At 41.5% G+C, this 14,713-nt stretch carries 12 protein-coding genes; 5 read left to right on the forward strand and 7 right to left on the reverse strand.

All coding sequences use genetic code 11. The features are described 5' to 3' along the window. The first annotated feature begins 343 nt into the window (after window positions 1-343). A complete protein-coding gene (locus NSQ54_02695) occupies window positions 344-1,582 on the forward strand; it encodes a helix-turn-helix transcriptional regulator (protein ID WYP27042.1) in 1,239 nt (412 codons plus the stop codon). Window positions 1,583-1,867: 285 nt separating this feature from the next. Next, complete coding sequence (locus NSQ54_02700) at window positions 1,868-2,857, forward strand: PTS sugar transporter subunit IIC (protein WYP28486.1); 990 nt, start codon at window positions 1,868-1,870, stop codon at window positions 2,855-2,857. Window positions 2,858-2,927: 70 nt separating this feature from the next. Here the strand turns inward: NSQ54_02700 and NSQ54_02705 are convergent, their stop codons facing one another. From NSQ54_02705 to NSQ54_02720, 4 genes are all read right to left on the reverse strand, one after another. Further along, entirely contained in the window at window positions 2,928-4,049 is a 1,122-nt protein-coding gene (locus NSQ54_02705; GenBank protein ID WYP27043.1) for a Ger(x)C family spore germination protein, read from the reverse strand. Then, complete coding sequence (locus NSQ54_02710; protein ID WYP27044.1) at window positions 4,046-5,137, reverse strand: endospore germination permease; 1,092 nt, start codon at window positions 5,135-5,137, stop codon at window positions 4,046-4,048. Before NSQ54_02710 ends, NSQ54_02705 begins: the two co-directional genes overlap by 4 nt. Further along, on the reverse strand, window positions 5,121-6,647 hold the full coding sequence (locus NSQ54_02715; protein ID WYP27045.1) for a spore germination protein: 1,527 nt from the start codon (window positions 6,645-6,647) through the stop codon (window positions 5,121-5,123). The genes NSQ54_02710 and NSQ54_02715 overlap by 17 nt, the downstream gene beginning before the upstream one ends. A gap of 127 nt (window positions 6,648-6,774) precedes the next feature. Next, window positions 6,775-7,578, reverse strand: coding sequence for a TerC family protein (locus NSQ54_02720; protein ID WYP27046.1), 804 nt, complete (start codon window positions 7,576-7,578; stop codon window positions 6,775-6,777). 351 nt (window positions 7,579-7,929) lie between these two features. On the opposite strand from NSQ54_02720, the gene NSQ54_02725 reads away from it, so the two are divergent. The 3 genes from NSQ54_02725 (at window position 7,930) to NSQ54_02735 (ending at window position 10,397) form a co-directional block, all read left to right on the forward strand. Continuing rightward, window positions 7,930-8,598 (forward strand): futalosine hydrolase, encoded by a 669-nt coding sequence (locus NSQ54_02725; protein WYP27047.1) that lies wholly within the window; start codon window positions 7,930-7,932, stop codon window positions 8,596-8,598. Then, the gene (locus tag NSQ54_02730) at window positions 8,595-9,437 is read left to right on the forward strand and encodes a 1,4-dihydroxy-6-naphthoate synthase (protein ID WYP27048.1); all 843 of its coding nucleotides are present in this window, start codon (window positions 8,595-8,597) and stop codon (window positions 9,435-9,437) included. Before NSQ54_02725 ends, NSQ54_02730 begins: the two co-directional genes overlap by 4 nt. Window positions 9,438-9,509: 72 nt before the next feature. Next, window positions 9,510-10,397 (forward strand): alpha/beta hydrolase, encoded by an 888-nt coding sequence (locus NSQ54_02735; protein ID WYP27049.1) that lies wholly within the window; start codon window positions 9,510-9,512, stop codon window positions 10,395-10,397. 234 nt (window positions 10,398-10,631) lie between these two features. On the opposite strand, the gene NSQ54_02740 is transcribed toward NSQ54_02735, so the two are convergent. The 3 genes from NSQ54_02740 to aroA form a co-directional block, all read right to left on the reverse strand. Then, window positions 10,632-11,390, reverse strand: coding sequence for a DUF3891 family protein (locus NSQ54_02740; protein WYP27050.1), 759 nt, complete (start codon window positions 11,388-11,390; stop codon window positions 10,632-10,634). A 285-nt stretch (window positions 11,391-11,675) separates the two neighbouring features. Then, window positions 11,676-13,022, reverse strand: coding sequence for an IS4 family transposase (locus tag NSQ54_02745; GenBank protein ID WYP27051.1), 1,347 nt, complete (start codon window positions 13,020-13,022; stop codon window positions 11,676-11,678). Between the two features lie 271 nt (window positions 13,023-13,293). Further along, window positions 13,294-14,628 carry a 3-phosphoshikimate 1-carboxyvinyltransferase gene (aroA, locus tag NSQ54_02750; GenBank protein ID WYP27052.1) on the reverse strand — a complete coding sequence of 445 codons (1,335 nt, stop codon included), beginning with the start codon at window positions 14,626-14,628 and terminating at the stop codon, window positions 13,294-13,296. Window positions 14,629-14,713: the final 85 nt, after the last annotated feature.

Below are 14,713 nucleotides of genomic sequence, written 5' to 3' on the forward strand. Positions count from 1 at the left end.
AGTATAGCGAAATAATAGAGTGAATGAAGACATTTCGGGGATTAACACAAATTATGCAGGAATTTCAAGGACTGAATCAGGACAAAAGATCGACGCGTTTAGGCAATGATAAGGAGAAGGGTCGAAGTATCAGGATTTTTACTAATATGAACTTTCAGATATTTGTGAGAATAATAGAAAAATCACGTTGAATTTTGATATAATTAGAAATAATAGAAGGGAAAAAAGAGAAATAATGAAAAAGTCCTTATCCGCTTTGTAACAAAAGTCATGTTTGATTAGGCATCAAAACGGGTAAGTCCCGGTTGTGAAAAACTGGAATGAGAAGGGTAGGTTATGCACAGTGCATGAAGGTCTCATCATTAAATATTATCGTGAAAAACAGAATTTTACACAGCAGCAGCTCTGTAAGGGGATTTGTTCTGTAGCGCATATGAGTCGAATTGAACGGGGGACCGCTCATTATTCTACAGAAATCACGCAGCTTTTAAGTGAACGACTTGGTGTTAATATCGGACAAGAGGTACTTAAGTTTGAGGAATTAAAGGAAACACTCAAACAATGGCATGATACGATGATTATGCAAGATAGAGAGAAAGCAGAATCATACAAGCAGGCACTCGAAAATAATGAACTACTAGAGCGTTCCGATTTAGCCTTTCACTACCAATTGTTGCAGGTGCGGTATTTATTAACGAAGAGAGAGTTAAAAAAAGCACGTCGAATGCTTACACAAATTGAGACAAAGAAGCATGTATTAGAGGAACGTGAAACCCAACTCTTTTTACATATGAGTGGGGCGTATTGTTTGTTTACAGGCGATTATTCGAAAGCCTTGGGATACTTTAAACAAATTGAACCAGATCTGTATCGTAACAATGAATTCTACTATCATCTCGCTATCACGTGTTACCGTTTTGGCCATTACGTAAAAGCGTATGAATATGCTAGAACCAGCTTGAACTTCTTTAAACAAGCGAATCATTTCCGCAAGATTATTGATGCGGAGACTTTAATCCTCCTAACGCAAGGTGGACAAATTGTTCAAGAAGATGTTGAAGAGATGAAGAAAAAATATATGAATCTTATGCGAAGCTGTGACTTATTCGGAGAAGTTGAAAAGAAGGCTATTCTCATGGGGAACTTAGGCCAAGAGTATTTTATCCGCTCGAAGAATCGAGAGGCTAATATCTACTACAAATCCGCCATTGATCTCTTTAAACAATGCCATAATCCCACTTATTTAACCGCGCTCGTTGGGTACATACACACAAGTTATCTCATGACCAATGGCAACAACCATCAACAGTTAAACGAGTTAGTGAAGGAGGGTACGCAACTAGCCCAAGAGGTTGGAAATGCTGGAGACTTAATGAAGTTTAAGCTTTTAACGTACTTGATTAAAAACCAAATGGATCGATACTACTCCTTTTTACATGAAAGCTTTATTCCGTACTTAAGAAAGAGTGGAAACATCACACTTGCTTGTTATTATGAGAAAAAGCTCTTTAAGCATTACCTTGCCGTCAATGAGGGTGAAAAAGCATCAGAAGTTGCTTTTTCCTATATACAGGGAAGTTAGCGTCGTGCAGGGTGAAATCCATTTTTCATCCTGTATTTTTTATATTCAAAAGATGGTAACGCTTTAATAAAAATGGAAGCCTAAAAACGATTTACAACATTGTTACCTGGTGCTATGATAACTGAATAAACAGACAAATAAGGCAGTATCATCTGTTCTTGGACGCTCGGAACGGTTATTTTTTATCATGATCCTTTATTGATTTAAACCGTTTTAGTAAAAGAGAGAAAATGCTTGAAGGATAGGTTGGGGAGTGTAGTCGTGAAGGAATATGTGATTGATCGAATGTATAAGGCATCTGCAGGAGTTGCGAATGCAGTTCTTGTAACGCTTGCTATTGGATTATTGTTTGAAACGTTTGGTAACTTTTTAGGGTGGGATGCTTTTCTAACGATAGGCGGTATCGCTAAAGTTCTACTTGCGCCGGCGATTGGAGCAGGAGTCGCTTATCAACTTGGAGGCAATACGCTTGTTATATATAGTGCATTAATCTGTAGTACGGTTGGTGGAGGGGCGATGCAGTTAACTGAATCGGGTATGGTCATGGTCACTGGTCAGCCAGTGAGTGCGTTGATCGCCGCGCTCGTTGCAACCTATGTTGGAAAAAGAGTGACAGGAAAGACAAAGCTAGACCTTATGGCGATTCCTCTTGCTGCAACCCTTGCAGGAGGTATAACAGGTGTTGCGGCTGCAGCAGTTGCTACACCTTTACTTACAGCGATGAGTGCTGAAATTACTAGCTCTGTTCAAGGCTCGCCTGTCCTCGCTTCAATGGTTATTGCTCTTGCTTGGAGTGTGTTACTCATGACTCCAGCTTCATCAGCAGCTCTAGCCATTGCCTTACAGATGGATCCCGTTTCAAGTGCAGCGGCACTAATTGGATGTACCGCTCAGTTTGCTGGATTTACAGCAATGTCGCTTAGACAAAATGATTTAGGCGGATTCTTGGCACAGTCCTTAGTGACACCGAAAGTTCAATTTCCTAACTTGGTAAAAAATCCGAGATTGGTGATTCCAACATTTGTGTCATCCATCATCTGTGCTCCAATTGCGACGATTCTGTTTCAGTTTGAAGCGTCGTATGAGCTTGCCGGGTTAGGTATGAATTCATTGATTGCTCCATTAAGCTTATTGTCTACTCAAGGCTGGACCGGACTTTCCATCTTCCTACTAATGGGTGTGGTCGTTCCAATTTGTATCTCGCTCACTCTATATACGTTGATCAAACGCTTAGGCTGGGTTAAACCAAATGCTTTGCATGTAGAGGTTCAATAATTAGGCGAAGACATAGAAAGACAACACATAAGAAATCCTCATATGTGTTGTCTTTTTTGCTTGCGAAAAGCTAGTTAATAATCCCATGATAGATAATCTCAACATCAACATTTGCCTTCATTTCAATGCTTGGGTACACATCTTTCCACTTCATATTTTTCCAATCCGAGTAATAAAATGCATTTACCTGGCGGCCTATTGCTAAATAATCGCAATTGGCTTTTTTGATCTTATCGAGTACAATATTGGCTTCCTTTGTAAATTCTTCTGACAGTTGTGTATTTAATCTTTTAATGACATCCTTTTTGTACAAATCATCACCCGGATATTCGTTTGCATTCATTTTTAAAACAAGATCAACTTGAACTTCAAAATTTCCGAGCTCGTTTTTCGATACTTTTAAATTCCGCTTCATTTTCTCTACATCAACCGTCACATAGTCATATAAAGGATCCACTTCATCTGTTTGAACTTTACGAGTCATTCGATGAGCTCCTTGTTTATTATTAGCTAGTAAAAGTAATATGATCGACTCCTCAGAATCTAATTCACCTGTCATTTGACGATCACTAAATAAAGCTGTTCCGATAATTTTAGCTCCTGCTTTTTGCTCGACTGTTTTTAATCGTGGCATCACAATATCCTGTCCATCATCATAGAGGGTTGTTAGTGTGTTCTGAAGATTAACGGAAGGGATGGCACCGGTATCTTCTGCGCTAATTAAAAGGTCACGTAAATAATCACTGATTAACGGTTTATTTTCTGTTTCTGCATGAAGGATCGATTCTGCTTCTCCTTCTATCACAGCGAGACGAGCCGTTAATGCACTCAGAGGAGAACGATAATTACCGTCTAGTGCAGCATAGATATCTTTTTCTGCGAGTTCTCGACTGAACATTGTCACTTGGTTCTTCGAAGCAAATAATTCACTTCCAACCTTTTTATCTAATTCCGTTCGGCCATCGCGTGTTGATTTCCCCTCCGCTGAAACAATCGTCGTATTAGTCGGTACCTTCTCATTTGAGTTTCCACTTACAAGAGCAATCGTTAATTTGATGGTATCATTATCGGAATCGTAATCAATCGCTTGGCTATTAATAAGTGCCACGTCTTTAAGCAACTGCTCATCCCAGCATCCTGTTAAGAAAAAGAAAGAGAGAATCACGATGAATAGGGTACGCTTTTGCATCATGTTGATTCCCTCCTTTTAAACAACATAGCAAACAGAAGTAACAGAATCGGGATCACAACAACAAAGATCACTCCGATGCGATCAATGTAGGCGAGTAAATTTCGAAGGGTTAAAAGGTTTTGTGGAATTAACGCAAACACTGTGATAATTACACATGAGAGTAGATCAAACCATAAGCGGTTGCTACTCGATTTTTGAAAGACGGTAGCCATACCAGTTGAGATAATGTATAAATAACCAACAATTGTAGCTAGAACAGTGACGGACCAGATAGCTATAAAAATTAAATCGATCCTCTCAATTACTACAAGAGAAATGGTCTTGACCATGTATAAAAGAGGTTCTGGCAAAATGAGAAACTGCCCTGGACTGAAGTAAACAAAAGAAGCAATGATGGTGAACGTATAGATCGCCGTCACCATAATATTTGCATATGTAGCTGATAATAACTTTTCTTTATCCGACCCCTCAATATACGGATACAAAATACTTAAAATTAAAAAACCTTGCATCGCTAAGGATCCTGTCAACACGCCTTGGGAAATGTCCAAAAAATTAGAGCTAAAGACAGGAAGCAGATAAAGAGGTTCAGAATCAAAGAATGCATAACAAGCTAGAAAAGGGACCAGTAGGACGACGGGACCAACAATTGTTAGAAATCTGGCTATAACACGCAAATCACTATGAAGTAAATAAAAACATCCAAAAGCAAACAACGGAATTTTTACAATATCTGGTGTCTTGTTTAAAACCCACACAGAAATTAAAAAGTTAAAAAAGATTAACACAATGGTAGTTAGTGATAAGAAGTATGTGATGTATAAGATGGATAAACATTTTCCTACGTACTTACCGAGCAGGGCTTCAAGCAGTTCAAAAAATGTCATGGAAGGGTATCTCTTTCCTAGATACCAAATAACAAATATCAGTATCTGCGTAACGATTCCTGCGAGTACCATAGAGATCCAACCATCCGTTCCAGCCACTTTGTAGATACTGTATGGAAGGATTAATACACTGATAGCAATTTGTATCTGAACAAAAAACCAGTAAAACTGGACAAGTGTGATACTATTGTTTTTTTTCACGCTTCCACCACCATGAATAGCCTTGTTGTTTAAGTTCTTTTGGTTTTACTGCCAGTGGTCTTGTGTTGAGTAACCAAACTGGCATTCGAACAAATGTATCCTTTAAGTCCTTCAAGCGGAAAGGAGCAATAGGAGATAAATATGGGCGCCCAAATGACGTGAGCTTACAAAGATGAATCATAAGAAGCATGGATGCAAGAGTTACACCTAGGATTCCAAATATTGAAGCCAAGAACATAAAAGGGAACCTGAGAACACGGATCACTGAGTTCATCTCTGTTGAAGGGATCACAAATGATGCGATGGCTGTAAGTGCAACCACGATAATAACCATATTGGACACGAGTCCAGCGTTTACAACAGCTTCCCCAATAACAAGTCCACCTACAATACCAATGGTTTGCCCGATTGGTGACGGAAGACGCACCCCAGCCTCACGAATTAATTCAATGGTAAATTCCATAATTAATGCTTCAATCAAAGGGGGGTATGGAATATTACCCAGAGAGTTTTTAATTGGCAGGATTAAAGGGTTTGGTAGTATTTCATAATTAAAGGCAACCACAGAAATGTAAAGAGCAGGGAGTGTGACTGCTAGAGCTACACTAAGAAACCGAATGAATCGATAAAATGAACCTAAGATAAAATGAATATTATAATCGTCTGGTGATTGAAAAAAAGCAAAGATTGATATCGGAGCAATTAAAGCAGAAGGACTGCCATCTGTTAAGACAACAATACGACCTTCCAGTAAATGCGAGATGATTCGATCTGTTCGTTCTGTAAATAACACCTGTGGAAATGGTGTGATAGAGTCATCTTGTATGTATTCAGCAATAAAGCCTGGAGAAAGAACAAGATCTGATGAAATGTCATTAATCCGTTGGGTAATGAGATCTACCGTTTCAGAGTCAGCAAGATCATTCATATATAAAATAGCTGTATCACGTTTTAGTTTATCGCCTACCGTCGTTTTCTTCACTGTGAATTCTGGTGTTTGCGCTCTTCGGCGTATCAAGTTTAAGTTGATAAATAGATTCTCAACTAATCCTTCATGGGAACCTCGAACAATCTTTTCATTAGTTGGTTCTTCCACGCTGCGGTCAAAGTATAAACCTGTCTCTACAAAGATTATTTCTGTATCGTCTTCTAACAGAATGGCCGCATACCCTTTTGTTAATAGGACTGATTGCTCCGCGATTTCACCACTTACAACTTTTTTTGGAGCTGTGATCATATCCGCTAAAGAGTACCGATCGTCAAATCTTTCTTCAGATAGGGGAGTGAAAAATGACTCTTCCAAAAGGTTGTTATCAATTAATGATTCAAAGTAAATAACTAATCCTTTCTTTTTATGAAAGACAAAAGGTCGAGTAGCGAGGTCTCCAGGGTGATTAAAAACTCGTTTAAAGGACTCAAGATCACTATCGAGATTACCTGTTGCCCTAATCGGTGCAGGGTCACGCTCCTGATTTAATGTGGGTTTAAGTCTTCTTGGATGTTTTCGCATGGATTATTCACTCCTCTCTGCAAGAATTCTTATAGTAAATTGCCCTAAACAAAAGGAATTCATTCATGTTGAGTGGGAGTGACAAAAAAAGCTGCTTCCTCATGTTGAGGAAACAGCTATATATGTCTTACAAATTCTCTTTAATCTGTTTTTTCTTTTCTTCCACTTCTTCTGCGCTTTTTTCTTTTGAAAGAAACCATCCAGCAAGAACAATCAACACAAGTACGCTATAGAAGAATACTTTCCAACCTGTAGAGTGAGGGAAGTGTGAGTCAATGATCGCAAGCTCTGGATGAGCAAGTACGGTCACAACAAGCTTAACGCCTACCCAACCTACAATGATAAAGGCTGCACTTTCAAGACCAGGTCGTTTTTCTAAGAGAACAACAAACTTCGTTGCTGCAAATCTCATGATCAATAGTCCAACAAGACCACCAATAAAGACAACAGCGAATTGACCAACATCTAAGCTTCCAACATTACCAAGGCCGGTTGGAGTAAGTGCCATAGCAAGAGCAACAGCGGCTAGAATAGAATCAACAGCAAAAGCAATATCAGCTAGTTCAACTTTAATAACTGTTGGCCAGAAGCCACCTTTTTTGCGATCCTTTTTCGCTTTCTTATCAGCCCCGCCATGCTTATTAACCACATGCTTTCGGAAAAGGTGGTTCAGTGCGATGAACAATAGGTAAAGGGCACCGATTGCTTGAATTTGCCAAACATCCACAAGCAACGAGATCAAGAACAAAGAAGCAAAGCGGAAAACAAACGCACCTGCTAAACCATAAAGTAACGCTTTTTTCCGTTCTTCCTCTGGCAAATGCTTAACCATAATCGCAAGAACTAAGGCATTGTCTGCTGACAAAACACCTTCTAACGCAATTAAAACAAGTAAAACCCAACTGTATTCTAAGAGTAGGGCCACATCCATATTATAATCTCCTCTCTGATGTGCTTCTACCGAGCCACTACACAACAGAGGTTAATGAATAGAAAAAAGACCTCTGCCATGTAATTGGCAAAGGTCTTGCTGAGCATTATGTATCTATGCCAACAAAGCCGGCGGACGTTAGCCCACGAAATGACGACTTTGTTTCAAGTTTAAAGTAAACTTGACGCTACTCCCCTTTGGAAGAAACCGTATGAAGTTATTTAAATCATATATCCGAACAGGAGAACTGTCAACTGTTTCTTTATCATAATCAATTTAGTGGCAATTAGGCTAAAAGAAGCGATACACTAGAAGAGGTTATTGCTGGGATAAATAAAGGAGTAATGATAGATGGCTGAACAAAATAAGAAGGGTTTACCTGACATTCTAATTATGACGAGTGTTGAAGCAGAGAAGGAAGCTTTAGAACGTGGATTAAACGGTTCTGAACGATTTAAGGTGGCACTCACCGGAGTGGGACCGGCTAAAGCGGCTGCGCGTACAGCAACTGAGCTAGCAACTCATCCATATCATTATGTGATAAACGCGGGAATTGCAGGTGGATTTAAAGAGTTAGCTCCTGTGACTTCTATTGTTGTTGCAAATGAAGTAGTAGTAGCTGATCTCGGTTCTGAATCAGAAGAAGGCTTTATGCCCGTTGATGAGTTAGGCTTGGGACAAGCAGCTATTCAAACGGCACAACCCTTTTCGTCTGATCTTGAACAGAAGCTTAGTGAAATGGGTGAAACCGTGACCTTGGCTCCCATCTTAACACTTGCAACTGTAACAGGTACGAGTGAAACAACAAGCGAATTACAACAACGTTTTCCACATGCTGCCGCAGAGGCGATGGAAGGTCACGGCGTGGCAACGGCAGCTGAGTTAGCAGGAGTTCCGGTGCTGGAGGTTCGTGCCATTTCAAACGAAATTGGTCCACGGAACCGTGAAGCCTGGAAGATAAAAGAAGCACTACAAGCACTTGAACGTGTTGGACGTGCATTAACGGAGGTCTTTTCATGAATATAGCATTTTCCCCTTGTCCAAATGATACATTTGTTTTCCATGCGTTAGCACACGGGTTGATTCCTGGTGCACCTGAACTAAATGTAACGTTTGCTGATATTGATATTACGAATACATTGGCTGCAGATCGTACTGGCCCCGAGGTGATGAAGATTTCATTTGCAGCGCTGCCTTGGGTGTTGGAGGATTATGAATTAATTCCATGCGGAGGTGCACTTGGAAGAGGATGCGGGCCTCTTGTGTTAACAAAAGGGGATCAAAACCCAGCTTCTCTATCTGGTAAACGCGTAGCTGTGCCAAGTGAACGTTCAACTGCTTATTTATTGTTCCGATTATGGGCGGCGGACAACGTTCCTGGTGGAGTTGGCGAGATTGTTGTTATGCCGTTTGATGAAATTATGCCAGCTGTTCAAGCAGGAACTATTGATGCAGGGCTCGTGATCCATGAGGCACGATTCACGTTTCAGAATTATGGCCTGAGTGTTGTTGCTGATATGGGCGAATGGTGGGAAGAAGATACGGGATTACCGATTCCTCTTGGTGCCATTATCGCAAGACGTGGACAGGACACAGAGCAATTAACAAGATGGATTCGAGCATCTGTGGAGTATGCGTTTGAGCACCCTAAGGCGGCAAAAGACTATGTAATGGCTCATGCACAAGAGATGAGTGAGGATGTGGCCAATCAGCATATCAATCTTTACGTAAATGAATTCTCTCAGAATCTTGGAGATGATGGGTACCATGCGATCGAAGCTTTATTAACTCGAGCTGCTTATGAAGGACTTGTACCTAAGATTGACCGGGACTTATTATTTTCTCTAAAAGGAAAGTAAGGACGTTTTAGCGAATGATTGAAAGGGAAGAGCACTGAGTATTGGACAAGCCTGTGAGAGGAGTGATTCAGATTGAATGAAACTGAATTGGAATTTCAACTGGTTAAGACAAACGGAATTACGCTACATGCAGTAACTGCAGGACCAAGAAATGGCCCACTTGTCGTGTTGTTACACGGGTTTCCTGAGTTCTGGTATGGATGGCGAAATCAAATTAAACCATTGGCTGAAGCAGGCTACCGTGTTCTGGTACCAGATCAACGAGGCTTTAACAAAAGTCAAAAGCCTGAAGGAATTGAACAATATACGCTTGATACATTAAGAGATGATGTGATCGGACTCATCAAGCTGTATAACCGTGAGAAGGCACACGTGATTGGCCACGACTGGGGTGGAGCCGTTGCCTGGCACCTAGCATCTACACGTCCAGAATATGTGGAAACACTCATCCCAATCAACATTCCACATCCGGCCATTATGCCAAAAGCAATGCTAACGATACCATTGCAATGGTTACGAAGCTCGTATATGGCTTTTTTTCAGCTACCTGAATGGCCAGAGAAGCTACTGTCTGCAGATCAATATGAAGGAATGGCTAAAGGAATCAAGTTCTCTGCAAGTAAGGGTGATGCGTTCACCAGGGAGGATCTGGAAAAGTACAAAGAAGCGTGGTCGCAGCCTGGGGCAATGACGGCTATGTTAAACTGGTATCGCGCCATTCGAGCAGGACTGCCAGAGGGGTTCGCTCATCCTGAAAAAGTGACGGTTCCAACTAGGATGATCTGGGGAATCAATGATCCATTCTTATCAAAAAAGCTTGCGAAAAAGAGCATTGAACATTGCGAGGATGGTACCCTTACTTTTGTTGGTGAAGCGACACATTGGGTCAGTCATGAGCAACCGGAGATTGTCAATCAACTCATAGCAAAGTACTTAAGCAACCAAGTGGTCGTCGGCTGATGACCACTTGGTTTTTTGTATTGGTTCTTGGTTAAGGCATGTGGGTTCTTACTTGAGGTTGAGTTGTTCTTGATATGAAGGGGTGGTTCTTGGTATGAATTGCATCGTCCTTGATATGTCCTGCCTGGTTCTTGTTAACAGCTGTTCGATCTTAATAAGACGCCTGAGTTCCATGATAAAACCTCATTTTTCCTTACTATAAGGTTTTCTTTCTTGCTAAGACTCACAGCTTTCTTATAAAACGGCAGGGGGAACTAATGTGACGGTTTGCGTGTGATGAGACAATGCATCCAGTGGAATGTCTTGTTCCGCTTTTACCCAAGTATCGGTAGGTAACTCATACACAGAAAACGTGAGAGTGAGTGAATCTTTAAATGGAAAAGGATCTAATGTGATCTCGCTTTCATTTTTCCACTCAGCTTGGATTCCCTTTGGTGCAAACGAAAATGATTGAGCGAACCCATTTTTAAACCACGATACTTCCTCAGATTTTGGGATGCCTGGTGGGTTCATGCAAATGTAAAGAGAGAGATCATCACAGAATTGAAGCAGGGTAAAGTCCTGTGAGCGTTCGTTTACACTGGGACAAACTTCAAGAGCATCTAAAATCGATTGTTGCCTTTTCTCCTCATGTGCCAAAAATGCAGCTACACCCGGCTCTGACGTAATGGAACCTGAGAAAAAGGAACAATAATGTTTACTACATAAGAAAGCCGAATACGGAGAATGAACCTCGACTTCATCTACGCCTCTTGTATAAGCCTCAAGCTTCCATTCAATAGGGAAGGAAATAAAGTCATATGGCATTTGTTGATCATTTGCGGCGCGTACCTTCTCATCGAGAGGAATCCAAGCGCGATCGTGCTCATAGATGCCTGTCAGTGCAGACGTTGACACAGGTTCGATCCAGTGTTTTGCAATTTCACCTGAAATATAGGCGTGGTCATGCTGACGGATACAGTCAAACCTCTTATCTTGCTTTCTGATAATCATCGGTTCTCTTACCTCCTACGCAATTGATACTGTTTAGTTTACCATCTATACAAAGAAAGATGATAAGACATAACATCAATGCGAATATTAAAACACTAACATAGCACATTACCCGCTACAGGAGAATCCCTCGCTTTCCGTGGGTACGGCCCATAGCCGTCAAGTTAAGAAAGGAAAAAGAAAGAGCTCATCCTTTCTCTTGTAGTGGATCTAGTATTTTCCATCAGGGTACGTATGGGTAGATTGGCTCTTTTTCTATTTTTTTTTGCACCGGATTCTACCGTTTTACTCCACACGCGCATGTGTTTCATAGGCGATCTGTAAGATGTCATAGGGACTTTGATGGCGGTGGCGATGGTCTTTTCGTCCATGTCGGTAAATGCTCTCGTAGATATTTTCTAGAACGTCTTCTAATGAAGAACGATGATAGAGAGCGTATCCTTTTGACTCTTCTATAGCCCTTTTGGCATGATGGATACACTTGTATTCACTGCCTTCGAGGTGGTGCTTTTGATGAAGATAGAACCGGCATTGAAACGCCACCATCGAGGAAAGCAGAATGTGTATAAGTTTCCCATACATGTGGCAGAGAAACCGATCTGGATTCATCGCGCGCACGTGATCAATGGCGAAAAGGGATTTCCACGTTTTGAAAAGAATCTCGACTTGCCAGCGTAAGGAATACATCGGATACAATGCTTGCACATCCATTTCTTCCTGTGTTAGGTTAGTGGCAAGGATTTGGGTATGATCCTTTTTGTCGGCGGATTGGGTATGACCCCCTTTCCGTCTTCTTTTTCGTAAACCGGCTTTCCTCTTGTTTTGTTGATCCTCTGTCAATCGTTGCACGATGACACGGGTTTGAAGGGTGTTCTTTCCTTTGACCCCTAATTGGATGACCCCATAATCTTTGATCGCTCCCGGTTCTAGCTGCTTCGCATCTTCTTCTGGTTTGATTTGGATTCGTTCCCCTTGATCATCTCTAGTCCAATAGGTCATATTGGCCGGCGTCCGCGTGATATAAGAAGCGCCTGCACGATCGATTTGTTTCAAATGGTCGCCAGAAAAGTAGCCGAGATCACGGATGATCAAATCACCTGGTTGAATCGTATCGGCTAATGCATAGGCGGCGTGATGGTCACTTTCTCTTGAACCGGAAAGTAAGGTATGCAAAAATTTCCCCTCATATAGCTCATACTCTAAATGAATTTTCGCTCCATCTGAAGAAGTACCATCTTTCTTTGGTCGTTCAAATGAAGTCGCATCTAAGATGCGGATCCGAGAAAACGGGGTCTCAGGAAGAGGTGGCATGGCCATCAACTCTTGTTTGGCCGCCAATTGAAAAAACACATGCTTCAAAAAAGCCGCTCCTTTTTCATCGAAGCGTTGATGTAAGGCTTGTTTGGAAAGGTGGGTATTGGATTCACGTGAAAGAGCCCCGCAAAGCTGTGTTAACTCTGTCGCACCGACGGGTTGAGGAAGAAAGGAACAAATACTTAGGAAATCCTCAGGTTTTAATTTCTTTAGACGCTGTACAAACCCAACATCTCGGGCAGATTGGCGAAGGTTCGGTACAGATAAAACGTCCAACACGGTTTTCGCAAACGTACTGAACTCCTCTTTTAAAGACACAAACGATCCCTCCCTAGGACTGGTTAAACCCCCATCCTAACGAAGAATCGTCTATAGTTAAACCGATTTTACTTAACTTGACGGCTATGGGGTACGGCCTCAGCCCCTTTCGCGGTAAGGGCGCCGCTACAGTGTCTTCACCACGTACTTATCCACAGGAGTCTCGGGTTCTCCTTCCGCTTGTTTTGTAAAAAAAGAACGGCGAACGATTCTACAATTGAATCATTCGCCGTCTTTTTTAATTTTAGTTTTGTTTCAGCCTCTATAGAGATTAATCAAACTGAACAGACACACCAAGATCCTTTAATAACTCAAAGTATGTTGGACATGTTTTGGATACACAGCCGGGATCGTTAATCGTAATGCCTGGAACCTTTAGTCCAATTAAGGAGAGGGACATGGCTACTCGGTGATCATCGTATGAATCAAGAACAGCGGCTTTTGGTGTTCCTGGATAGATCGTTAGCCCGTCCTTAAATTCTTCAACTTTTATGCCGAGCTTCGTTAACTCTGCGCAAATAGCTGAAATGCGGTCAGATTCATGATGACGGATATGCTCAACATCTCTTAACGTAATCGGACCTGTTGCGAACGGGGCAAGGGCAGCAATCGTTAATGTCTGATCAGACATTTCCTTCATACTGATATCCAAATTGCCCTGAAGCTGATCCGTTCCTTGCACTTCAATAAAGTCCTCGCCACGTGTTACGGTACAACCCATCTTCTCATATAGATCAACCATAAAGATATCAGGCTGATTTGTGTCCATCGTCAGGTTTGTTACTTTAATGCGGCTATTTGTTAAAGCAGCTAAAGCGAAAAAATAACTTGCTGTTGAAGCATCTGCTTCTAGATCAAGTGTTTGACCATTATATGCGGCAGGAGGGATGACCATTGTTGTTAGCTCATCATTTGCTTCAACCTTTGCGCCAAAACGTTCCATTAGGTCAATCGTAATCTTTACATAAGCATGTTGAACAATGTGATCTGGAATCGTCACAGTGACTTCGTTCTCAGCATAAGGACTAGCAATCAGTAATCCACTAATAAATTGGCTCGATTGTGCACCAGAGATTGTGACAGGACCACCTTTAAGGCCTTGGCCTTTCACTTTTAGTGGGTAATAGCCCTCTGATTCAATCGATGCACCTAATGTACGAAGACCTTCAAGCAGTAATGCAACAGGTCTTTGGCTCATGCGTTCACTTGCTTCAACAAACCATTCTCCACTTTTTGCGGCAGCAAGTGTACCTGGAAGAAATCTAGCAGTGGTCCCAGCTGCCCCGATATAAAGGTCAGCTTCTTTTACTGGCCAATCACCTGCGCACCCTTCAATCTCAATCGTGTCGCCCTCTACTTTTGTTTGAATCCCCAGTTTGTTTAGTGTATCAATGCACCAATAGGAATCATCACTACGTAAAATACCTGAAAGCTTGGAAGGACCTTTCGCCATTGCAGCAATAATGAGGGCGCGATTTGTGAAGCTTTTACTTCCTGGAATACGGATATCTCGATCAATTGTGTTCTCAAGTGGACTAATCGTTACAGTTTGAACACCATTTAATGATGACCAATCTGAGCGAGCCCGAGAATCTGGAGTATGCACAGAATCACCTCGGTTAAAATTATTTTAACCCTACTATATCATGAAAAGCCGGATAATGATGGTGTCCTCTAGCATTTCCTCTCAT

It is taken from the genome of Alkalihalobacillus sp. FSL W8-0930, assembly GCA_037965595.1.
Classification (GTDB): Bacteria; Bacillota; Bacilli; order Bacillales; family Bacillaceae_D; genus Alkalicoccobacillus.

Bases quoted from the DNA above. Each gene is read 5' to 3' on its own strand.
- NSQ54_02715 (WYP27045.1), bottom strand. From the start codon at position 6,647: ATGCGAAAACATCCAAGAAGACTTAAACCCACATTAAATCAGGAGCGT.
- NSQ54_02725 (WYP27047.1), top strand. From the start codon at position 7,930: ATGGCTGAACAAAATAAGAAGGGTTTACCTGACATTCTAATTATGACG.
- NSQ54_02730 (WYP27048.1), top strand. From the start codon at position 8,595: ATGAATATAGCATTTTCCCCTTGTCCAAATGATACATTTGTTTTCCAT.
- NSQ54_02720 (WYP27046.1), bottom strand. From the start codon at position 7,578: ATGGATGTGGCCCTACTCTTAGAATACAGTTGGGTTTTACTTGTTTTA.
- NSQ54_02700 (WYP28486.1), top strand. From the start codon at position 1,868: ATGTATAAGGCATCTGCAGGAGTTGCGAATGCAGTTCTTGTAACGCTT.
- NSQ54_02705 (WYP27043.1), bottom strand. From the start codon at position 4,049: ATGATGCAAAAGCGTACCCTATTCATCGTGATTCTCTCTTTCTTTTTC.
- NSQ54_02740 (WYP27050.1), bottom strand. From the start codon at position 11,390: ATGATTATCAGAAAGCAAGATAAGAGGTTTGACTGTATCCGTCAGCAT.